This is a genomic window from Klenkia brasiliensis, assembly GCF_900100695.1.
GTDB lineage: Bacteria > Actinomycetota > Actinomycetes > Mycobacteriales > Geodermatophilaceae > Klenkia > Klenkia brasiliensis.
Window position 1 is genome coordinate 474,795 of sequence record NZ_FNCF01000001.1, and the last position, 19,657, is coordinate 494,451.

Here is a 19,657-nt window from a genome sequence, read left to right on the forward strand (position 1 = left end):
GCTAGCTGTGACGGAACGTTCCGGACGACCTGGAGCAGCTATGGTCGACGGGGTACGCCGGTGCCGGGCGTGCTCGAGGCGGAGGTGCCCCGTGGAGTTCGTGCTCACCCTGGTCGTCGTGCTGGTGGTGCTGGCCGGCCTGGTCACCACGGCCCTGGTGCTGGCCACCCGGCGCGCCGTGCGCGCGGTGCAGGGCAGCCGGGCGGTGCGGCACGGCCGCGAGCTGTCCCAGCTCGCCGGCACCGCGGTCGCCGTCGTCCGCAACCCGGCCCGGGCCGACCGCACCGCCGCCGCGCTGGCCGCCCGGGTGACCGGCGCGTCGATGACCCTGCACCGGGAGGTCGACGCCGCCCGCCGGGCCGGGGTGCACCTGGGCGAGGTGCCCGACGTGCTGCCCCGCCTCGTCGCCGAGGGGTCCGCGCTGTCCCGGGCGCTGCGCGCCGAGGTCGGCGCGCCGTCCGCGCACGGCCCCCGGCTGGCCGACGCCGCCCGCGCCCACCTGGCCGCCGTCGGCGAGGTGACCGCCGCGGTGCGGGCCAGCGCCGCGCTCCCGGCCGCGCACGGGTCGGTCTCGGCCGAGGCGTCGCGGGTCGCCGCCGGCCTGCAGTGCTACAGCGACGCCTACCTGGAGCTCGTCGAGCGGGACCGCACCGCCTGAGCCGGGGGTTGCGGCGGCGCTGCGCCCGGCGAGACGGGGGTCACGGCGGTCACTAGGGTCGTGCACGAGGCAGCGTCGCCGGACCTCCGCCGGCCGACGCCCGACCCGTCGACCGATGCGAGGTAGCGATGAGCGAGGCCCACAGCCTGACCGACGAGATCCCCGCCGGCGGGGTGTTCGAGCCCCCCGCCGAGCTCGCGGCGCACGCCAACGTCACCGCCGACACCTACCGGCGCGCGGAGGAGGACCGGCTGGGCTTCTGGGCCGAGGCGGCGCAGCGCCTGGAGTGGACCAAGCCGTGGGACGAGGTCCTGGACTGGAGCAACCCGCCCTTCGCGAAGTGGTTCGTCGGCGGTGAGCTCAACGTCGCCGCCAACTGCGTGGACCGGCACGTCGCCGCCGGCAACGGCGAGAAGGTGGCCTACCACTGGGTGGGCGAGCCCGGCGACACCCGCACCATCACCTACGCCCAGCTCAAGGACGAGGTCAGCAAGGCCGCCAACGCGCTGCTGTCCCTCGGCGTGCAGGCCGGCGACCGGGTGGCGATCTACCTGCCGATGATCCCCGAGGCGGTCATCTCCATGCTGGCCTGCGCCCGCATCGGCGCCGTCCACATGGTCGTGTTCGGCGGCTTCTCCCCCGACGCGCTGGCCTCCCGCATCGAGGACGCCGGCGCCAAGGTGGTCATCACCGCCGACGGCGGCTTCCGCCGCGGCGCCCCGTCGGCGCTCAAGCCCGCCGTCGACGAGGCGCTGACCAAGGTCGGCGGGGTCGAGCACGTCCTGGTGGTCAAGCGGACCGAGCAGGACGTCGAGTGGACCGAGGGCCGCGACCAGTGGTGGCACGACCTGGTCGACGGCCAGTCGCCCGAGCACGAGGCGCAGCCCTTCGACGCCGAGCACCCGCTCTACATCATGTACACCTCGGGCACGACGGCGAAGCCCAAGGGCATCCTCCACACCTCCGGCGGCTACCTGACCCAGGTCTCCTTCACCCACTGGGGCACCTTCGACCTCAAGGCCGACACCGACGTCTTCTGGTGCGCCGCCGACGTGGCCTGGGTGACCGGCCACTCCTACATCGTCTACGGCCCGCTCTCCAACGGCGCCACCTCGGTGATGTACGAGGGCACCCCGGAGACCCCGCACCGCGGCCGCTGGTGGGAGATAGTGCAGCAGTACGGCGTGACCATCCTCTACGCCGCCCCGACCGTCGTCCGCACGTTCATGAAGTGGGGCGCCCAGGAGCTGGAGCCCTTCGACACCTCGACCCTGCGGGTGCTGGGCTCGGTCGGCGAGCCGATCAACCCCGAGGCCTGGCTCTGGTACCGCAAGGTCGTGGGCGGCGGGACGGCGACGGTCGTGGACACCTGGTGGCAGACCGAGACCGGCGCGCACATGATCGCCCCGATGCCCGGCGTGGTGGCCACCAAGCCCGGCTCGGCCCAGCGCGCGGTGCCCGGCATCTCGGCGTCGGTGGTCGACGAGGAGGGCAAGCCGGTGCAGCCCGGCGCCACCGGCTACCTGGTGCTCACCGAGCCGTGGCCGTCGATGCTGCGCACCATCTGGGGCTCCGACGAGCGGTACGTGGACACCTACTGGTCCCGCTACGGCACCTCGGTGTACTTCGCCGGGGACGGCGCCAAGCTCGACGAGGACGGCGACATCTGGCTGCTCGGCCGGGTGGACGACGTGATGAACGTGTCCGGGCACCGCATCTCCACCACCGAGGTGGAGTCGGCGCTGGTCAGCCACCCGACGGTGGCCGAGGCCGCGGTCGTCGGCGCCACCGACCCCACCACCGGGCAGGGCATCGTCGCCTTCGTCATCCTGCGCGGCGGCGCGGAGGACTCCGGCGAGGACCTGGTGAAGGAGCTGCGCCAGCACGTGCGCAAGGAGATCGGCCCGATCGCCAGCCCCCGGCAGATCATGGTCGTGGCCGAGCTGCCCAAGACCCGCTCGGGCAAGATCATGCGCCGCCTGCTGCGCGACGTCGCCGAGAACCGCGAGCTCGGCGACGTGTCCACGCTGACCGACTCCTCGGTGATGGACCTCATCGGGCAGCGGATGCCCGCCTCCTCGGAGGACTGACCCGGGGTGCGCGGGGGCCGGGTCCCGGCCCCCGCGCACTCCACGTCGGGCCGGTGGGGCCCGGATGAGGCACGATCATGGTTCGACAGCGCGGTCCCGCCGCGTCGCACCGCCGAGGAGAACCCGTGGCCCACAGCGCCCCCACCACTCGACTGTCCGGTCAGCCGGTCGGCCCCGAGGAGCCCTCCGTCGGCTCGCTGGTGCAGAGCGCCATGTCCGACGTCTCCACCCTGATCCGCAACGAGGTCGAGCTGGCCAAGGCCGAGATCGGCGGGTCGGTCAAGAAGGTAGGCCTCGGCGGCGGGCTCGTCGCCGTCGGCGGCGTGATGGCCCTGTACTGCTCGATCTTCCTGTTCATCGGCATCGCCGAGCTGCTCACCTGGCTGGGCCTGCCCCGCTTCGTGTCCTACTTCATCGTCTTCGGGGTCCTGCTCCTGCTGGCGGGGCTGCTGGTGCTGGTCGGCATCCGGACCACGAAGAAGTTCCGCAAGCCCGAGCGCACCATCGAGACGCTCAAGGACCTGCCCGACGTCATGCGGCGCGAGGCCCCGGGCCAGCGCCAGCACGACCTGCCGGTGGTCCGCGACGGCCACATCGAGCGCGCCGCCCCGCACGCCCGCCTGGGGTGAGTGCACCCGACGCGACCAGCGCGCTGGTCCCGGGCCCCTGGCGGCACCGCGACATCTCCGCCAACGGCGTCCGGCTGCACGCCGCCGAGGCCGGCGATGGCCCGCTGGTCCTGCTGGTGCACGGCTACCCGCAGTTCTGGTGGGCCTGGCGGCACCAGCTCACCGCGCTGGCCGACGCCGGTTTCCGGGCGGTGGCGGTGGACCTGCGCGGCTACGGGGGCAGCGACAAGCCCCCGCGCGGCTACGATCTGCCCACCCTGGCGGCCGACGTGGCCGCGGTGGTGCGCGCCCTGGGCGAGCCCGACGCGGTGGTGGTCGGCCACGACTGGGGCGGGTTGGTGGCCTGGACGATGGCCGCGCTGCACCCCCGCACGGTGCGCGGGCTGGTGGTCGTCTCCTCGGCGCACCCCCGGGAGCTGCGGTCGGGCATGACCGACGCGGCCCAGCGGCACGCCTCGCGCTACGCGCTGCGCTACCAGCTGCCCCGGCTCCCCGAGCGCCGGCTGACCCGCGACGACGACGACCCGGTCGCCGACCTGCTGCGCCGGTGGGCCGGCCCGGGCTGGGTGCACACCGCCGACTTCGCCGACGCGGTGGCCCGCTACCGGGACGCGGCCCGCATCCCGCAGGCCGCCTACGGGGCGATGGAGTTCCACCGCTGGGCCTTCCGCTCCCAGTTCCGCCCCGACGGGCTGCGGTACGCCCGCCGGATGACCGCGCCGGTCACCGCGCCCACGCTGCAGCTGCACGGCACGCTGGACCCCTGCGTGCTGCCGCGCACCGCCGCCGGGTCGGGCCGCTACGTGGCCGGGGCCTACGAGTGGCGGGAGCTGGCCGGCGTGGGCCACTTCCCGCACGAGGAGACCCCCGACGTCGTCAGCGACGCGATCGCGGCCTGGGCCCGCTGATCACTCGCAGGGCCCGGTGTCGACCGGGGTGGTGGCGGTGCTGCCCTGGGTGACGGCGTCGGCCACCTCGGCGTCGGTGAGCGCGTAGCCGGTGTTCGGGTCGTCGACGGCCGAGGCGAAGACCACCCCGAGCACCGACCCGTCGGCGGCCAGCAGCGGGCCGCCGGAGTTGCCCGCGCGGACCTGCCCGTAGAGGGCGTAGACGTCGCGGACCACCGTCTGCTGGGAACGGAAGTCCGGGCCGCTGATGGCCCCGCGGTCGCGCACCCGGGCGGCGCCGACGTAGAGCCCGCCACCCCCGGGGTAGCCCATGATGATCGCGTCGGAGCCCGAGCCGACCGGGTCGGCCGCGAAGTCCAGCGGCACCTGCGGCAGCCCCGGGACGGCGAGGACGGCCACGTCGGTCTCCTCGTCGACGTAGACCGGGACGGCGTCGTAGGTCTCGCCCTCGGCGGTCACCACGGGGTCGGTGACGCCGGCCAGCACGTGGGCGTTGGTCATCACCCGCTCGTCGGCGAAGACGAAGCCCGAGCCGTCGATCTGCCGCGAGCACGAGGGCGCGACCCCGCTGATCTTGACCACCGAGCCCTGCACCTGGCCGACGACGGCGCTCTGCGCCAGCGTCTGGTCCGGCACCGGCACGTCGCGCACCTGGGTGGGGGTGAGCGGGTCGAGGACGTCGGGCAGCCCGCGGCGGTCGATGGCCTCGCGCAGCGAGTCGTACAGCGACCGGACGCCGGAGGGCACGCCGCGGTCGACGGCCTGCACCAGCGTGGACTGCCGCACCTGGCTGGCCACGGCCGGGAAGGCGGAGTTGGCCAGCGGGGTGGCCACCATCCACGCGACCAGCAGCACCGCGACCGCGGAGATCAGCGCACCGGCCACCGAGTCGACGATCTTCGCCGGCTCCCAGGTGACCTTCTTCCGGATGGCCCGCCCGAGCCAGCCCGCCACCAGCTGGCCCAGCAGCGCCCCCGCGAGGACGACGACCAGGGCCACGAACACCCGCGACAGCGTCGACCCGCCCAGCTCGTCGGCCACCGGCCCGGACAGCTGCGCCCCGGCCACGGCGCCGCCGAAGAAGCCGATGAACGACGCCGCCGAGACGATCAGGCCCTGCCGGAAGCCCGAGAGGGCGAACAGCAGGGCCAGCGCGATGAGCACCAGGTCGACGAGGGACACCGGTCAGCCGCTCGCCGAGGGCGACGCCGCCGCCCCGCTGACCGTCATGGTCCCGACCTGCCCGAGCGCGGTGTGGAAGGTGCACTCGAAGGGGTAGTCGCCCGGCTGGGTCACCGTGAACTCGATGGTCTCGCTCTGGCCGGGGGCCAGCAGCGGGATCTGCTCGGTGATGTCCGCCGGACCCGCCCCGGTGGTGAACATGAAGTTGTGGGTCAGCTGCGTGGCGGTGTTGGTGACCGTCAGCCGCACCGTCCCGGGGGCGACGGTGAACGCGTCGGGGGTGAAGACGTAGTCGTCGCCGGTCTCGATGGTGACCTCCTGGACGCCCTCGGCGTCGGTGGTCACCTCGCCCACGCCCGCGTCGGGGGTGCGGGTCGCCTCGGGCGTGGCGGGGGTGCGGTTGCTGCAGCCCACAAGACCCAGGGCGAGCAGCACCGCGGCCACCAGCACGCGCGCTCGGTTCGACGTCATCGCCCGAGGACCGTACGCGGCGCAGCTGTGGAGCGCGGCTCGTCGGCGACCGTCGGCGCGGCGCGGTCGGCGGGCTCCTCGACGACGTCGCGGCGCCCGCGCACCCGCTCCTGCTCGGGGGCGAGGTCACGGACGTCGGCAGTGTCCCAGGGCCGGGCGACCCCGGCCGCGGTGAGGACGGCGTCCAGCACACCGGCGGTGAACCCCCACACCACCATCCCGGCGACGTCGAAGGCCGGGCCGACGTAGCCCGAGGGGTGCCGCACCCGGAACCGGCGGGCCGGGTCGACCAGCTGGGCCAGCGGCACCCGGGCGACCTGCGCGACCTCGAAGGGGTCGCCGGTGACGGTCTCGCGGGGGTCGTCCCACCAGCCCACGACGGGGACGACGACGTTGTCGCTGGGCCCCAGGTACAGCTCGGGCAGCACCCCCAGCACCCGCACCGACGCCGGGTCCACCCCGGCCTCCTCGTGCGCCTCGCGCAGCGCCGTCGCGACCGGGTAGTCCTCCCCCGCCTCGGCCCCACCCCCCGGGAAGGCCGGCTGGCCGGCGTGCGTGCGCAGCCGGTCGGACTTCTCGATGAGCAGCAGGTCGTCGCCACGGGGTGTCCGCCCGAAGAGGACCAGCACCGCCGAGCGCCGGGCGGTGCCGCTCGCCCCGCCCGTGCGGTGCCGCAGCGGCAGCTCGTCGGCCGCGGCGAGCAGCGCCCGGACGTGCTCGGGGACCCCGGTCAGGTCCGGGCTCACAGGGTGACGCCGAGGTGGTCGGCGACCAGCTGCTCGAACTCGGCCAGGTCCTGCACCGGCCCGATCTGGGTGTAGGCCAGGGTGCCGTCGGCGGCGACGAAGTAGGTGTAGGGCAGGTTGTTGATGCCCAGCTCGGCCATCAGGTCGCGGTACTTGTCGAAGGCGTTGGGGAAGGTGACGCCGGCGTCGGCGGCGAAGGAGTCGGCCGCGGTGAGCGAGTCGCCGCTGTTGACGCCCGCGACGAGCAACCGGGAGCCCGCCGCGTCGGCCAGCTGCTGCACGACCGGCAGCTCCTCGCGGCACGGCCCGCACCAGGAACCCCAGAGGTTGAGCACCATCGGCGTGCCCGGCGCCCGGGACAGGTCCAGCGTGCCCCCGCCGATGCAGTCGAAGGACATCGGCGGCAGCGCGTCGGTCGCCTCCACGGTGTCGCCGGTCTGCTCGGGGCAGGACTGCAGCGCGGTGTCGACGTCCTGCACCGCCGGGTCCGACGACGGGCCGGCCGCCGGGTCCGGGGAACCGGTGCAGCCGGCGAGCAGGACCAGCGCGGCCGCGGCCAGCAGCGCGCGCCTCACAGCGTGTCCGAGGCGGCCGGGCCCTTGACCAGCTTGGCCGCGGCCAGCGGGTCCAGCGGCCCGAGACCGAAGGACGGGCAGGAGCGGGCCAGCCCGCAGGCGCCGCAGGCCGGCTTCTTGGCGTGGCAGACCCGCCGCCCGTGGAAGATCACCCGGTGGGAGAAGTCGGTCCACTCCTTCTTCGGGACCAGGTCGGCGACCTGCGCCTCGACCTTGACCGGGTCCTCCTCGGCGGTCCAGCCGAACCGGCGGACCAGCCGGCCGAAGTGGGTGTCGACGGTCAGCCCCGGCACCCCGAAGGCGTTGCCGAGCACCACGTTGGCGGTCTTGCGGCCCACCCCGGGCAGGGTGACCAGGTCCTCGAGCCGCGCCGGCACCTCGCCGTCGAACTGCTCGACCAGCGCCCGGCCGAGGCCCAGCACCGAGTTGGCCTTGGCCCGGAAGAAGCCGGTCGGCTTGAGGATGGTCTCCAGCTCGGTGCGGTCGGCGGCGGCGTAGTCGGCGGCGGTGCGGTACCGGGCGAACAGCGTGGGCGTGACCGTGTTGACCGTGCGGTCGGTGGTCTGCGCGGACAGCACGGTGGCCACCAGCAGCTCCAGCGGCGTGGTGAAGTCCAGCTCGCAGTGCGCGTCGGGGTGGATCAGCGCCAGCTCCCGCGCCATCCGCCGGGCCCGCCGGGTGCGGCCCAGCGGGGTCTCCCCGTCGTCGAACGGGGGCAGGCCCAGCCGGACGGCGCGGGCCGGCCGGGACGGCACGGGAGGAGCGGGTGCGGACACGCGATCGAGGGTAGGCGGGGGCACCGACGGCGGCGTTCTGTCATCCTGGTCCCACCTGGCCCTCCCGTCCCGCGGGGTGGCCGGGCCGCCGTCCCGAGCCGAGGAGGTGCTGGGTGGTCGCCCTCATCGTCATCCTGTTCCCGCCGCTGGTGATCGCGTTCCTGCTGGTCATGGAGCGGGTCGAGGAGCCGCTGCGGCGGCCCACGTCGCAGCGCCAGGTCGAGGAGTTCCTGGCCACCGCCACGCCCGGCGACGTCGACGCGCTGGCCACCTCGGGCATCCGGCGGGCGATGGACCGGTGGCGCGGACGGCGCCGTGGACGGGTGGTCCGCGGCACCGAGGCCGTCACCGCGCAGCGCTCGTCCGACTGACCCCCGGCCCACCCGTCGTGGGCAGTCCGGTGACGCTCCGCATTGTGGGTCTGCCCACAGGCCCTAGACTCGCCCCGGACGTGGGTGTCACTGCACCCGCCATGACGTCGTACGAGAGGTGCACTGGTGGACGAGGTCCTTGCCCAGTCCGGTCTGTTCCAGGGGCTGTCGGCCGAAGCCGCGGAGCCCACGGCGAGCGGCCTGGAGACCGTGAGCCTGCCCCGCGGGCGGGTGGTCTTCAACGAGGGCGAGCCCGGTGACAGCCTGTACGTGGTGCTGGCGGGCAAGATCAAGCTGTCCCGTCGTTCCCCCGACGGCCGCGAGAACGTGCTGGCCGTGATGGGCCCCTCCGACCAGTTCGGCGAGCTGTCGGTGTTCGACCCCGGCCCGCGCACGGCGACCGCCACCGCGGTCACCGACGTGCGGCTGGCCAAGATGCCCCAGCAGATGCTGCGGCCCTGGATCGAGGCCCACCCCGAGGTCGGCGAGCGCCTCCTGCAGGTGCTGGCCCGTCGGCTGCGCCGCACCAACGACTCCCTCGGCGACCTGATCTTCACCGACGTCCCCGGCCGCGTGGCCAAGGCGCTGCTGCAGATGGCCGACCGGTTCGGGTCGCGCGAGAACGAGGGCCTGCGGGTCAAGCACGACCTCACCCAGGAGGAGCTGGCCCAGCTGGTGGGTGCCTCCCGCGAGACGGTGAACAAGGCGCTGGCCGACTTCGTGCACCGCGGCTGGATCCAGCTGCAGGGCAAGTCCGTCGTCGTCCTCGACGAGGAGCGCCTGCGCCGCCGCGCGCGCTAGCCGTCCCGACTCCGCACGACCGAGGCCCAGGACCCGTCGGGTCCTGGGCCTCGCGCGTCTACAGCGGCACCACCATGCGGATGCGGGTGCCGTCGGGGAGCACGGCCCACGTCTGGCCGTCGGGGTCCTCGGCGAACGTCGGGCTGATCGGCTCCAGCGGCGCGGGCGGGCTGCCGGCCAGCACCGCGGCGACGTCGGGGAACCCGGCCAGCTGGCCCAGGGTGTGGATCGTCGGCGGCAGCATCGGCCGGGTCCCCGCCGCGTGCTCGGCCAGGGCCGCCGCGGGGGTCGACCAGCCCGCCTCGTCGGCCTCGCCGGAGACGTCCTGCGCCTCCTGGCCCGCCGGCAGCGCCGCGGCGAAGAACTTGGTGTCGTAGCGGCGGGGCTCCTCGGGCGGGGTGATCCAGTGCGCGAAGGGCCGCAGCAGGTCCGAGCGCAGCGCCAGACCGCGGGCGGCCAGCAGCTCCGAGAGCGCCAGCTCGCGGGTCAGCAGCGCCCGCCGCTGGGCCTCCCACCCGGCCCCCGACACGTCGGGCACGACCCCGCCGGACGCCGGCCCGGCCAGCAGCACGCCGGCCTCCTCGAAGGTCTCCCGCACCGCGGCGCAGACCAGCCCGCGGGCCGTCGCCTCGTCGCAGCCCCAGGTGCGGGCCCAGGCGGCCGGGCCCGGACCCACCCAGTCCAGGTCGGCCCCGCCGTCCCGCGGGTCGACGCCGCCGCCGATGTAGGCGGTCATCCCACCGGCGAACGGCATGCCCCGGGTGCGCCGCTGCAGGTGCACCTCGACGCCCGCCGGGCCGTCGCGCAGCAGCAGCACGGTCGCCGCCTGGCGCGGCTGCGCGGGGGTCTGCGCGGCCGGCGCCACCGGGATCAGCGCAGCTCGACGGTGAGCTCGACCTCGACCGGCGCGCCCAGGGGCAGCTCGGCGACGCCGACGGCGGACCGGGCGTGCTCCCCGTCCTTGCCGAACACCTTGCCGATCAGCTCGGAGGCGCCGTTGATCACCCGCGGCTGCCCGGTGAAGCCCTCGGCGGAGGCCACGTAGCCCACCACCCGGACCACCCGGGCCACGGCGTCCAGACCGACCAGGTCGTCGACGGCGGCCAGCGCGTTCAGCGCGCACACCTTGGCGTCGTGGGCGGCGTCCTCGGCCTCCACCGAGCCGCCGACCTTGCCGGTGCGGCGCAGGCCGCCGTCGACGAAGGGCAGCTGGCCGCTGGTCATCACCAGGTTGCCGGTGCGCACCGCCGGGACGTAGGAGGCCACCGGCGCGGCCACCGGCGGGAGCCGCAGGCCCAGCTCCGCCAGGCGGGCGTGCCAGCTCTGCGGCTCGCTCACGCCGAGGGCCGCTTCAGGTAGGCGACCAGCTGGTCGCCGCCGCCGGGACCGGGCAGCACGGTGACCAGCTCCCAGCCGTCGACGCCCCAGGAGTCGAGGATGGCCTTGGTGTTGTGGGTCAGCAGCGGGATGGTGGCGTACTCCCACGTGGTCCGTTCGCTCATGGCCCGGGACGCTAGCCTCCCCGGCCGCGACGTGCCCGGACGGCCCCCGCGCTCGTAGGCTCGTCCCCGTGACGACCGACCCGCCCGTGCGCTGCCACGTCGTCACCGGCAAGGGAGGCACGGGCAAGACCACGGTCGCCGCCGCGCTGGCCCTGGCCCTGGCCGCCGGGGGGCGGCACACCCTGCTGGTGGAGACCGAGGGGCGGCAGGGCATCGCCCAGCTGTTCGACACCCCGCCGCTGCCCTACGAGGAGCGCCGGGTCGCCGTCGCCCGCGGCGGGGGCGAGGTCAAGGCGCTGGCCATCGACCTGGACGAGGCTCTGCTGGAGTACCTGGAGCTCTTCTACTCCATGAAGCGCGCAGGCCGGGCGCTGCGGAGGATGGGTGCGATCGACTTCGCCACCACCATCGCCCCGGGCCTGCGCGACGTGCTCCTCACCGGGAAGATCAAGGAGGCCGTGACCCGCAAGGTCGACGGCCGCCGGGTCTACGACGCCGTCGTCGTCGACGCCCCGCCCACCGGCCGCATCACCCGCTTCCTCAACGTGACCGACGAGGTCGCCGGGTTGGCCCGCTCCGGGCCGATCAAGGCCCAGAGCGACGGCGTCATGGCGGTGCTGCGGTCGCCGCAGACGGCGGTCCACCTGGTGACGCTCCTGGAGGAGATGCCCGTGCAGGAGACCGCCGACGCCATCGCCGAGCTGACGGCCACCGGCCTGCCGGTCGGGTCGGTGCTGGTGAACATGGCCACCGAGCCGCTGCTGCCGGCCGCGAGCCTGGCCCGCGCCGCCGAGGGCCGCCTGACCGCCGCCGAGCTGGCCCCCGCGCTGGCCGCCGGCGGGCTGCCCGACGACCCGGCGGTCGCCGCGGGCCTGGCGGAGGAGGCGGTGGAGCACGCCCGCCGCTGGCAGTCCCAGGACGCGCTGCGCGGCCGGGTCGCCGAGCTCGGCCGCCCGGTCACCGAGCTGCCCCTGGTCACCGGCCCGGTCGACCTCGGCGCCCTGCAGGAGCTCGCCTCCCGGCTGGAGGTGCTCCGGTGAGCGCCGGTCTCGAGCTCGACGCCGTGGTGCGCGACCCGGCCACCCGCATCATCGTGTGCTGCGGTGCCGGCGGGGTCGGCAAGACCACCACGTCGGCGGCCCTCGGCCTGGCCGCCGCGGCCGCCGGGCGCTCGGTCGTGGTGCTGACCATCGACCCGGCGCGGCGGCTCGCGCAGTCCCTCGGCCTGGCCGAGCTGGACAACGAACCCCGCCGGGTCGAGACCGGGGGCCCCGGCGAGCTGCACGCGATGATGCTGGACATGAAGCGGACCTTCGACGACGTCGTGGTCGCGCACTCCACCCCGGAGCGGGCCGAGCAGGTGCTGGCCAACCCCTTCTACCAGGCGCTGTCGTCCTCCTTCGGCGGGACGCAGGAGTACATGGCCATGGAGAAGCTGGGCCAGCTGCGGGCCCGCGACACCTGGGACCTGATCATCGTCGACACCCCGCCGTCCCGGTCGGCGCTGGACTTCCTCGACGCCCCCGACCGGCTCTCCCGCTTCCTCGACGGCACGATGATCCGGGTGCTGACCGCCCCCGCGCGGGCCGGTGGCCGGGCCGGGCTGCGGATGGTCAGCGCCGGGTTCGGGCTGTTCAGCCGGGTCATCTCCAAGATCCTCGGCGGTCAGCTGCTGGGCGACATCGCCACGTTCATCGCGGCGCTGGACTCGATGTTCGGCGGGTTCCGCGAGCGCGCCACGGCGACCTACGAGCTGCTCAAGCAGCCCGGGACGGCGTTCCTGGTGGTCGCCACCCCCGAGCCCGACGCGCTGCGCGAGGCCTCCTACTTCGTCGACCGGCTCTCCGCCGAGGGCATGCCGCTGGCCGGCCTGGTGCTCAACCGCACCCACCCGCCGGCCACCACGGCGCTGTCGGCCACCCGCGCCGAGGCCGCGGCCGAGGCGGTCGCGGAGGCCGGCGGGAAGGGCGCCAAGCTGGCCGCCGGCGCGCTGCGGGTGCACGCCGACCGGATGGCGCAGGCCGCCCGGGAGCAGCGCCTGGCCGACCGGTTCGCCCGCGCGCACCCCGACGTCGCCGTCCGCGCGGTGCCCGCCGCCGCCGGGGACGTGCACGACCTGGACGACCTGGCGGTCATGGCCGCCGCGCTGACCGCCGCGGACGGCGACACCGGCACCGGCACCCCGCGCTCGCGGATCCTGCCCGCCCGGCCCTGAGCCGCCCGGGACGGGTGTGACCGCACGGTCCGCGCGTCCGCCTCGACACGCCCGATCGGGTGATCCCGGCAGGTACCTTGGCTGGCGATGTCCGAGACCCGTGCACCCTCCAGAGCCGGCACGCTGGCCAAGCTCGCGGCGACCATCGTGGTCGCCGGCGCGCTGGTCGCGGGCATGATGCTGCCCTTCGTCGGCGGGAGCGGGCTGGTCGCCCGCAACTCCGCCTCGCTTCTGGACGCGCTGCCGGTGGAGCTGACCGACCAGACGCCGAACGGCATGACGACGGTGCTCGCGGCCGACGGCACGGTCATCACGCACTTCTACGAGAACAACCGCACCCCGGTGACCGCCGACCAGATCTCGCCGATCATGAAGCAGGCCCTGGTCGACATCGAGGACAGCCGGTTCTACGAGCACAACGGCCTCGACGTGCAGGGCACCCTGCGCGCGCTGGTCACCAACCTCGCCGCCGGCGGCGTCGAGGAGGGCGGCTCGACGCTGACCCAGCAGCTGGTCAAGCAGACCCTGCTGCAGACCGCCGACACCCCCGAGGAGCGCGAGGCCGCCGACGAGCAGACCGTCGGCCGCAAGCTGCGCGAGGCGCGGCTGGCGCTGGCCCTGGAGGAGACCTACTCCAAGGACGAGATCCTCACCCGCTACCTCAACATCGCCTACTTCGGCGCCGGCGCCTACGGCATCCAGGCCGCCTCGCAGCGCTACTTCTCGGTCAACGCGGCCGACCTGACCCTGCCGCAGGCCTCGGTGCTGGCCGGGCTGGTGCAGAGCCCGACCAACGACGACCCGCTGGCCAACCCGGAGAACGCGCAGACCCGCCGCGACCAGGTGCTCAACCGGATGCACACGCTGGGCCACATCAGCGACCAGGAGCTGGCCGACACCCTGGCCCAGCCGGTCGTCACCGCCGAGGGCCAGCCCCCGTCGAACGGCTGCGTCAACGCCAGCATCGGCGGCTTCTTCTGCGACTACCTCGAGGGCCACCTCATCAACGACCTGGGCATGACCCAGCAGCAGATCGACAACGGCGGCTACACCATCCAGAGCACGCTGCGGCCGGACATGCAGGCCGCCGGCGAGCAGGGCATCCTCAACACCCTGCCCATGGGCGATGCACTGGTCGGCACCTACACCGTGGTCGAGCCCGGCACCGGGCACCTGCTGGCGATGGCCAACAACCGGCAGTTCTGCTCGGACGCCAACAACCCGGCGTGCGAGTCGGTGAACTTCAACGCGGTGGCCAGCAAGGGCGCCGGCTCCACCTACAAGGTGTTCACCGCCGCGGCCGCCCTGGAGCAGGGCTACTCGCAGTACTACACGATCACCACCAGCGACCCCTACGTGTCCCGGGTCTACCGGGGTGGCTGCAACGCCACGGGGAACCGGAACGCCTCCTCCCCGTACTGCGTCGTCAACGCCGGCAACTACCCCGGCACGCTCGACCTCGAGCAGGCGCTGGTGCGCTCGTCGAACACCTACTTCGTCGCGCTGGAGGACGCCCTCGGCTCCGTCGAGGCCCCGGTCCGGATGGCCGAGCGGATGGGCATGCACTTCGACCGGGCCAACCAGACCCCGGCCGACCAGATCATCGCCGAGAACCAGGGGTCGTTCACCCTGGGCCCGTACGCGACCAGCCCGCTGGACCTGGCCTCGGCGTACTCCACGCTGGCCTCGGGCGGCACCCAGTGCGACCCGAACCCGGTCATCTCGATCACCGACCCCACCGGGGCCCCGGCCACCCTGGCCGACGGCACCGTGGTCAACACCGGCGACTCCTGCAACCAGGACGCCATCCCCTCCGGCGTCGCGTCGACGATGAACCAGATGATGATCGGCGACACCGTGGCCTCCTACGGCACCGCCCGCCGGGCCGCCATCCCGGGCCACCAGATCGCCGGCAAGACGGGTACGTCGCAGGGCAACGTCTCGGTCAGCTTCATCGGCTCGACGCCGCGCTACACCGCCAGCGTGATGGTCTTCAACCCCATCGGGAACCAGAACGTCGGCGGCTTCGGCGGCAACAAGCCCGCGACGATCTTCAACGACGCGATGTCGCCGATCCTGGCGAACGAACCCGCCCAGGAGTTCCCCGCCGCCGACGCCACGGTGGCCAACGGCAACACCGTGCTGGTGCCGACCTGCGGCTCGTCCAGCGAGTGCCAGTCGGCGATCACCGGCGCGGGGCTGCGCTACGGCGGCCAGGTGAGCGTGGACTCCGACCAGCCGGCCGGCACCTTCCTCGGGGTCAGCCCGGCGCCGGGCACGCGGGTGCAGCGCGGCGGCTCGGTGCAGGTGCAGGTGAGCAACGGCTCCGCGGTGCCGCCGGCGGCACCCACGGAGGGCCAGCCGGCACCCCCGGTGGACCCGAACGCCCCGGACACCAACGGGGACGGCCAACCCGGCTGACACCCGACAGCACCGACGACGAGGGCCGGACGACCAGGAGGTCGTCCGGCCCTCGTCGCGTCCGGGTCAGCGCGTCCGGGATCAGCGCGTCCGGGTCAGGCGGACAGCTGGCGGCGCACCTCCGCGGCCACCCGGCCGCCCTCGGCGCGCCCGGCGACCTGCCCGTTCGCCCGGCCCATCACCTTGCCCATGTCGCCCATGCCGCTGGCCCCGGTGGCGGCGACGACCTCGGCGACCAGCGCGGCCAGGTCCTCGTCGGACAGCTGGGCGGGCAGGTAGGCCGCGACGACGTCGCCCTCGGCCTGCTCGCGCGCGGCCTGCTCGGACCGCCCGGCGCCGGCGAACGCCTCGGCGGCCTCGCGGCGCTTCTTGGCCTCGCGCCGCAGCACCGCCTGCACCTCGTCGTCGGACAGCTCGCGGGCCTCCTTGCCGGCCACCTCCTCGGCGCTGACCGCGGCCAGCACCATGCGCAGGGTGGCGGTGGTCAGCTCGTCACGGGCCTTCATGGCCGTGGTGAGGTCGTCGCGCAGCTTGCTCTTGAGGTCGGGCACGACGACCAGCGTCCCACGGGCCGCCAACCGGGTTGGCACCTAAGCTCCCCGCGTGCGCCCCGCCCTCGCCGTCCCCGCCGCCCTCCTCGGCGCGGGTGCCGCCACCGTCGGCTACGCCAGCCTGGTCGAGCGGGTGCACTGGACGCTGCGCCGGTTCACCGTGCCCGTGCTGCCGGAGGGCCAGCGGCCGCTGACCGTGCTGCACCTGTCCGACCTGCACATGACCGCCGCGCAGACCGCCAAGCGGGACTGGGTGGCCGCGCTGGACGCCCTGGACCCCGACCTGGTGGTCAACACCGGCGACAACCTGGCCGGCCACGACACCGTGCCGATCGTGCTGGCCGCGCAGGAGCCGCTGCTGGACCGGCCGGGCCTGTTCTGCCTGGCCAGCAACGACTACTTCGCGCCCCGGCCGAAGAACCCGCTCAAGTACTTCAAGACCGACCACAAGCGGGTGCACGGAGACGAGCTGCCCTGGCGCGACCTGCGCGACGGGATGACCGCCCGCGGCTGGGCCGACGTCACCAACGCAGGCGTCACCGTCGAGGTCGACGGGCGCACGATCGCCGTCCGCGGGGTCGACGACCCGCACCTCGAGCGCGACGACTACGACGCCGTCGCCGGCCCGACCGACCCCGGTGCCGACCTCCGGCTGGGTCTGGTGCACTCCCCCGAGCCGCGGGTGCTCGACCGGTTCGCCGCCGACGGCCACGACCTGGTGCTGTCCGGGCACACCCACGGCGGGCAGCTGCGGGTGCCCTTCTACGGCGCGCTGGTGACCAACTGCGGCATCAGCCGGGACAAGGCGCGCTGGCTGCACCGGTGGACCGGTGACACCTGGCTGCACGTGTCCGCCGGCCTCGGGACCAGCCCCTACGCGCCCTACCGGTTCTGCTGCCCACCCGAGGCGACGCTGCTGACCCTGGTCGCCCGGGACACCCCCGTCGGGTCGCCGGAGACGGTGGGTTAGGCTTCGGGACGGCTCTCGGGGTGTGGCGCAGCTTGGTAGCGCGCGTCGTTCGGGACGACGAGGCCGCAGGTTCAAATCCTGTCACCCCGACCACCACCAGAAGGCCCGCTCCCCCGTGGAGCGGGCCTTCTGCGTTCCTCCGGCAGGCGAACCTGTGCCTGTGCCATGATCCGCGCCGTGAACCGCGCCACCGGTCTCCGCCGGGTCCCCGCCCTCACCGCGGCCATGGTGCTGGCCTTCACCGCGTCGGGCTGCTCCAGCGGCGAGGACGAGGTCGCCTACTGCGTCGACCAGTCCAACCAGGTCGTCGACGACGACTACTGCGACTCCGGCTACAGCGGCGGCGGGGGCTACTTCATCTGGCTGGGCTCCCCCGGCCGCTCCCTGTCCCGGGGCTCGGTGGTGCCCTCCGGCGGCACCACGATCAACCCGACCGACTCGACCGCCCGCGCCAACGCCGGCCTGCCCTCCTCGGGCAGCTACACCAGCGGCAGCGGGGGCAGCCGCTCCGGCGGGTTCGGCACCAGCATCGACGGCGGCGGCAGCAGCAGCCACGGCGGCTTCGGCTCCTCGGGGAGCTGAGGTGCGCCGCGTCCACGACGGCGTCGTCCGCCCCGGCTGGCAGGACACCGTCACCGCCCAGGGCCTGACCTACTGGGAGACCGTGCTGCCCGACGGCAGCAGCACCAGCTACTGGCGCGAGGGCGAGTTCTACGACTTCACCGCCGTCGAGATCGCCCAGCTCGAGCGGGACGCCGCCACCCTGTTCGAGATGTGCGTCGAGGCCGGCGACCACATGGTCGCCCACCCCGAGCTCATGCTGAGGATGGGCATCCCGGAGTACACCCACGCGCAGGTCATCGGCACCTGGAACGACGAGCCCTCCAAGCAGAGCGTCTTCGGCCGGTTCGACGTCCGCTACGGCGGGGACAGCCGGCAGTCCCTCACCGACCCCACCCTCCGCCGTCCGCAGCTGCTGGAGTTCAACGCCGACACCCCCACCTCCCTCCCGGAGTCGGCGTACGTGCAGTGGGAGTGGTTCCGCGACACCGGCCAGGGCACCGACCAGTGGAACTCCGTCTTCGAGCGGCTCACCCGCGCCTGGGAGCGCAACCTCGGGCTCATCGAGCGCGACCTGCGCAAGGACCCGGTCGTCTACTTCGCCTGCGACGGCGCCGACCGGTCCGGCGAGGACCTGTTCAACACGTTCCTGATGCGCGACGCCTGCACCCAGGTCCGCGACGCCGGGCGGCCGCGCTACGCCACCCGGTCGATCATGATGAACCAGATCACCCTGGACGAGGCCACCGGCGGCTTCTTCGAGGGCGACCCCGCCGACGGCCGGCACATCGACGTCCTCTTCAAGCTCTACCCCTGGGAGTGGATCGTCCAGGAGGAGTTCGGCCGGGCCGCCTTCGCCGACATGGCCCGCCCCGGCGGCACCGTGTGGATCGAGGCCCCCTGGAAGATGCTCTGGAGCAACAAGGGCCTGCTCCCGGTGCTCTGGCAGCTGTTCGGCACCGACCCCGCCCGCAGCCCGCTGATCCTGCCCGCCTACTTCGCCGACGACGACGTCCCCGGGTGGATGCAGGAGTCGCACGTGCGCAAGCCGCTGCTGTCCCGCGAGGGCGCCAACATCACCATCTACGAGGACGGCCGCACGCTGGCCTCGACCGGCGGCGGCTACGGCGAGGAGGGCTACGTCCTGCAGTCCTTCGCCCCGCTGCCGGACTTCCCCGGCCCGGACGGCTCCCACCACCCCGTGCTCGGCATCTGGATGGTCGACGGCGAGCCCGCCGGCCTCGGCATCCGGGAGAGCGCCGGCCTGATCACCGACAACCAGAGCCACTTCGTGCCGCACGTCGTCGGCCACGGCAGCCCCACCCAGCAGGGAGCCTGATGTTCCTCGACACCGCCCGCGACTACCTCGCCAACTGGCCGATCGCCGCCCTGCAGGTGGTGGTCGTCGCCGCGTTCGTGGCCGCGTTCTGGTACCTGGTCAACGCGCTGACCTCCTTCGACGACAACGCCGAGATCATCAGCCGCGGCAACACCGGCTACATGGTGCAGCGGCTCTCGCTGTCGGCCGCCCTGGTCGTCGGGATGCTCAACTCGCTGGAGTACCGGTTCGACGAGATCGGCTGGGGCGCCGTCACCAACCTGCTCGTCGAGGGCGCCTGGGTCTTCGTCGCGCTGCTGGTCGCCCGGGTCGTGGTGGACAAGATCGTGCTGCTGCGGGTGGACAACGTGCAGGCCATGCGCGAGGGCAACGTGGCCGTCGGGGTCGTGGAGGCCGGCTTCTACCTCGGTCTGGGGCTCATCCTCAACGGCTCGCTGATCGGCAGCTCGCCGTCCTGGCAGACCGGGCTGGCCAGCACCGTGGTGTTCGCCGTCCTGGGCCTGGCCGTGGTCATCGGGGTGTACTTCCTGCACGACGTCGTCACCCGCGGGGTCATCCGCCGCGGCATCGCGGCCGGCTCGCTGCCCGCGGCGTTCGAGATCGCCGGCATCCTGGTCGCGGTGTCGCTGGTCGTGCGGGTCGGCGTGGCCGGGGACTTCACCGGCTGGGGGGCGGGGCTGGCCGCCTTCGCCGCCACCGTGCTCATCGCCGTCGTCACCCTGTACCTGTTCCGGTTCCTCATCGACCTGGTCGTGCTGCGCGGGGTCACCGTGGCCTCCATCCAGCGCGACGGGCAGGTCGTCGCCGCCGGGCTGATGTCCGGGCTGTTCGTCGTCGTGGCGCTGCCGGTCGCCACCGTCGTCGCGGCCCAGCTGTAGGGCCGTGGACCCC

22 protein-coding genes and 1 tRNA gene are annotated in these 19,657 nt (G+C 74.0%); 14 read left to right on the plus strand and 9 right to left on the minus strand.

The window, feature by feature from the left end; all coding sequences use genetic code 11:
• Positions 1 to 91 precede the first annotated feature (91 nt).
• The 4 genes from BLT39_RS02450 (at position 92) to BLT39_RS02465 (ending at position 4,285) form a co-directional block, all read left to right on the plus strand.
• Positions 92 to 658: a hypothetical protein gene (locus BLT39_RS02450; protein ID WP_091058013.1), complete on the plus strand. Its 567-nt coding sequence runs from the start codon at positions 92 to 94 to the stop codon at positions 656 to 658.
• A gap of 128 nt (positions 659 to 786) precedes the next feature.
• Positions 787 to 2,748, plus strand: a complete 1,962-nt coding sequence (gene acs, locus BLT39_RS02455; protein ID WP_091058017.1) for an acetate--CoA ligase — start codon at positions 787 to 789, stop codon at positions 2,746 to 2,748.
• A gap of 125 nt (positions 2,749 to 2,873) precedes the next feature.
• The gene (locus tag BLT39_RS02460; RefSeq protein ID WP_242658104.1) at positions 2,874 to 3,377 is read left to right on the plus strand and encodes a phage holin family protein; all 504 of its coding nucleotides are present in this window, start codon (positions 2,874 to 2,876) and stop codon (positions 3,375 to 3,377) included.
• Positions 3,374 to 4,285 carry an alpha/beta fold hydrolase gene (locus BLT39_RS02465; protein WP_091058024.1) on the plus strand — a complete coding sequence of 304 codons (912 nt, stop codon included), beginning with the start codon at positions 3,374 to 3,376 and terminating at the stop codon, positions 4,283 to 4,285. The genes BLT39_RS02460 and BLT39_RS02465 overlap by 4 nt, the downstream gene beginning before the upstream one ends.
• On the opposite strand, the gene BLT39_RS02470 is transcribed toward BLT39_RS02465, so the two are convergent.
• The 5 genes from BLT39_RS02470 to nth are packed head-to-tail and all read right to left on the minus strand — an operon-like array spanning position 4,286 to position 8,035.
• Positions 4,286 to 5,467, minus strand: coding sequence for a MarP family serine protease (locus tag BLT39_RS02470; RefSeq protein ID WP_091058027.1), 1,182 nt, complete (start codon positions 5,465 to 5,467; stop codon positions 4,286 to 4,288).
• Positions 5,468 to 5,470: 3 nt separating this feature from the next.
• Positions 5,471 to 5,938 (minus strand): plastocyanin/azurin family copper-binding protein, encoded by a 468-nt coding sequence (locus tag BLT39_RS02475; RefSeq protein ID WP_091058030.1) that lies wholly within the window; start codon positions 5,936 to 5,938, stop codon positions 5,471 to 5,473.
• On the minus strand, positions 5,935 to 6,684 hold the full coding sequence (locus BLT39_RS02480) for an NUDIX hydrolase (RefSeq protein WP_091058033.1): 750 nt from the start codon (positions 6,682 to 6,684) through the stop codon (positions 5,935 to 5,937). The genes BLT39_RS02475 and BLT39_RS02480 overlap by 4 nt, the downstream gene beginning before the upstream one ends.
• On the minus strand, positions 6,681 to 7,259 hold the full coding sequence (locus tag BLT39_RS02485) for a TlpA family protein disulfide reductase (protein ID WP_091058036.1): 579 nt from the start codon (positions 7,257 to 7,259) through the stop codon (positions 6,681 to 6,683). The genes BLT39_RS02480 and BLT39_RS02485 overlap by 4 nt, the downstream gene beginning before the upstream one ends.
• Positions 7,256 to 8,035, minus strand: coding sequence for an endonuclease III (gene nth, locus BLT39_RS02490; RefSeq protein WP_242658105.1), 780 nt, complete (start codon positions 8,033 to 8,035; stop codon positions 7,256 to 7,258). The genes BLT39_RS02485 and nth overlap by 4 nt, the downstream gene beginning before the upstream one ends.
• Positions 8,036 to 8,148: 113 nt before the next feature.
• On the opposite strand from nth, the gene BLT39_RS02495 reads away from it, so the two are divergent.
• Entirely contained in the window at positions 8,149 to 8,406 is a 258-nt protein-coding gene (locus BLT39_RS02495; RefSeq protein ID WP_091058039.1) for a hypothetical protein, read from the plus strand.
• A 126-nt stretch (positions 8,407 to 8,532) separates the two neighbouring features.
• A complete protein-coding gene (locus tag BLT39_RS02500; RefSeq protein WP_091058043.1) occupies positions 8,533 to 9,207 on the plus strand; it encodes a Crp/Fnr family transcriptional regulator in 675 nt (224 codons plus the stop codon).
• 58 nt (positions 9,208 to 9,265) lie between these two features.
• Here the strand turns inward: BLT39_RS02500 and BLT39_RS02505 are convergent, their stop codons facing one another.
• Genes BLT39_RS02505 through sp36 form a run of 3 tightly spaced genes read right to left on the minus strand, consistent with a single transcriptional unit; the run spans position 9,266 to position 10,709 of the window.
• Positions 9,266 to 10,072 (minus strand): NUDIX hydrolase, encoded by an 807-nt coding sequence (locus tag BLT39_RS02505; protein WP_091058047.1) that lies wholly within the window; start codon positions 10,070 to 10,072, stop codon positions 9,266 to 9,268.
• A 5-nt stretch (positions 10,073 to 10,077) separates the two neighbouring features.
• Positions 10,078 to 10,545 carry a RidA family protein gene (locus BLT39_RS02510; RefSeq protein WP_091058050.1) on the minus strand — a complete coding sequence of 156 codons (468 nt, stop codon included), beginning with the start codon at positions 10,543 to 10,545 and terminating at the stop codon, positions 10,078 to 10,080.
• Complete coding sequence (sp36, locus tag BLT39_RS22190) at positions 10,542 to 10,709, minus strand: Sp36 family protein (protein ID WP_091058056.1); 168 nt, start codon at positions 10,707 to 10,709, stop codon at positions 10,542 to 10,544. The genes BLT39_RS02510 and sp36 overlap by 4 nt, the downstream gene beginning before the upstream one ends.
• A gap of 68 nt (positions 10,710 to 10,777) precedes the next feature.
• Here sp36 and bagA point away from each other — a divergent pair, with 68 nt between their 5' ends.
• From bagA to BLT39_RS02530, 3 genes are all read left to right on the plus strand, one after another.
• A complete protein-coding gene (gene bagA, locus BLT39_RS02520; RefSeq protein ID WP_091058059.1) occupies positions 10,778 to 11,749 on the plus strand; it encodes an ATPase BagA in 972 nt (323 codons plus the stop codon).
• Positions 11,746 to 12,924: an ATPase BagB gene (gene bagB / locus BLT39_RS02525; protein ID WP_091058062.1), complete on the plus strand. Its 1,179-nt coding sequence runs from the start codon at positions 11,746 to 11,748 to the stop codon at positions 12,922 to 12,924. The genes bagA and bagB overlap by 4 nt, the downstream gene beginning before the upstream one ends.
• Before the next feature lie 87 nt (positions 12,925 to 13,011).
• A complete protein-coding gene (locus tag BLT39_RS02530) occupies positions 13,012 to 15,345 on the plus strand; it encodes a penicillin-binding protein (RefSeq protein WP_091058066.1) in 2,334 nt (777 codons plus the stop codon).
• Between the two features lie 95 nt (positions 15,346 to 15,440).
• Here BLT39_RS02530 and BLT39_RS02535 read toward each other — a convergent pair whose 3' ends face one another.
• On the minus strand, positions 15,441 to 15,935 hold the full coding sequence (locus BLT39_RS02535) for a GatB/YqeY domain-containing protein (RefSeq protein WP_242658106.1): 495 nt from the start codon (positions 15,933 to 15,935) through the stop codon (positions 15,441 to 15,443).
• Positions 15,936 to 15,948: 13 nt separating this feature from the next.
• Between BLT39_RS02535 and BLT39_RS02540 the strand changes: the two genes are divergently transcribed.
• The 5 genes from BLT39_RS02540 to BLT39_RS02560 all read left to right on the plus strand — a co-directional run bounded on the left by BLT39_RS02540 (position 15,949) and on the right by BLT39_RS02560 (position 19,644).
• Positions 15,949 to 16,866: a metallophosphoesterase gene (locus BLT39_RS02540; protein ID WP_091058069.1), complete on the plus strand. Its 918-nt coding sequence runs from the start codon at positions 15,949 to 15,951 to the stop codon at positions 16,864 to 16,866.
• Between the two features lie 16 nt (positions 16,867 to 16,882).
• A tRNA-Pro gene (locus BLT39_RS02545) sits at positions 16,883 to 16,959 on the plus strand.
• An 84-nt stretch (positions 16,960 to 17,043) separates the two neighbouring features.
• Complete coding sequence (locus BLT39_RS02550; protein WP_091058072.1) at positions 17,044 to 17,448, plus strand: hypothetical protein; 405 nt, start codon at positions 17,044 to 17,046, stop codon at positions 17,446 to 17,448.
• Between the two features lies 1 nt (position 17,449).
• A complete protein-coding gene (locus tag BLT39_RS02555; protein WP_091058076.1) occupies positions 17,450 to 18,766 on the plus strand; it encodes a glutathionylspermidine synthase family protein in 1,317 nt (438 codons plus the stop codon).
• A complete protein-coding gene (locus tag BLT39_RS02560) occupies positions 18,766 to 19,644 on the plus strand; it encodes a DUF350 domain-containing protein (protein WP_091058080.1) in 879 nt (292 codons plus the stop codon). The genes BLT39_RS02555 and BLT39_RS02560 overlap by 1 nt, the downstream gene beginning before the upstream one ends.
• The last annotated feature ends 13 nt before the right edge of the window (positions 19,645 to 19,657 follow it).

Coding starts and splice junctions, on each gene's coding strand:
- acs (WP_091058017.1), top strand. CDS start 787: ATGAGCGAGGCCCACAGCCTGACCGACGAGATCCCCGCCGGCGGGGTG.
- BLT39_RS02475 (WP_091058030.1), bottom strand. CDS start 5,938: ATGACGTCGAACCGAGCGCGCGTGCTGGTGGCCGCGGTGCTGCTCGCC.
- sp36 (WP_091058056.1), bottom strand. CDS start 10,709: ATGAGCGAACGGACCACGTGGGAGTACGCCACCATCCCGCTGCTGACC.
- BLT39_RS02530 (WP_091058066.1), top strand. CDS start 13,012: ATGTCCGAGACCCGTGCACCCTCCAGAGCCGGCACGCTGGCCAAGCTC.
- BLT39_RS02560 (WP_091058080.1), top strand. CDS start 18,766: ATGTTCCTCGACACCGCCCGCGACTACCTCGCCAACTGGCCGATCGCC.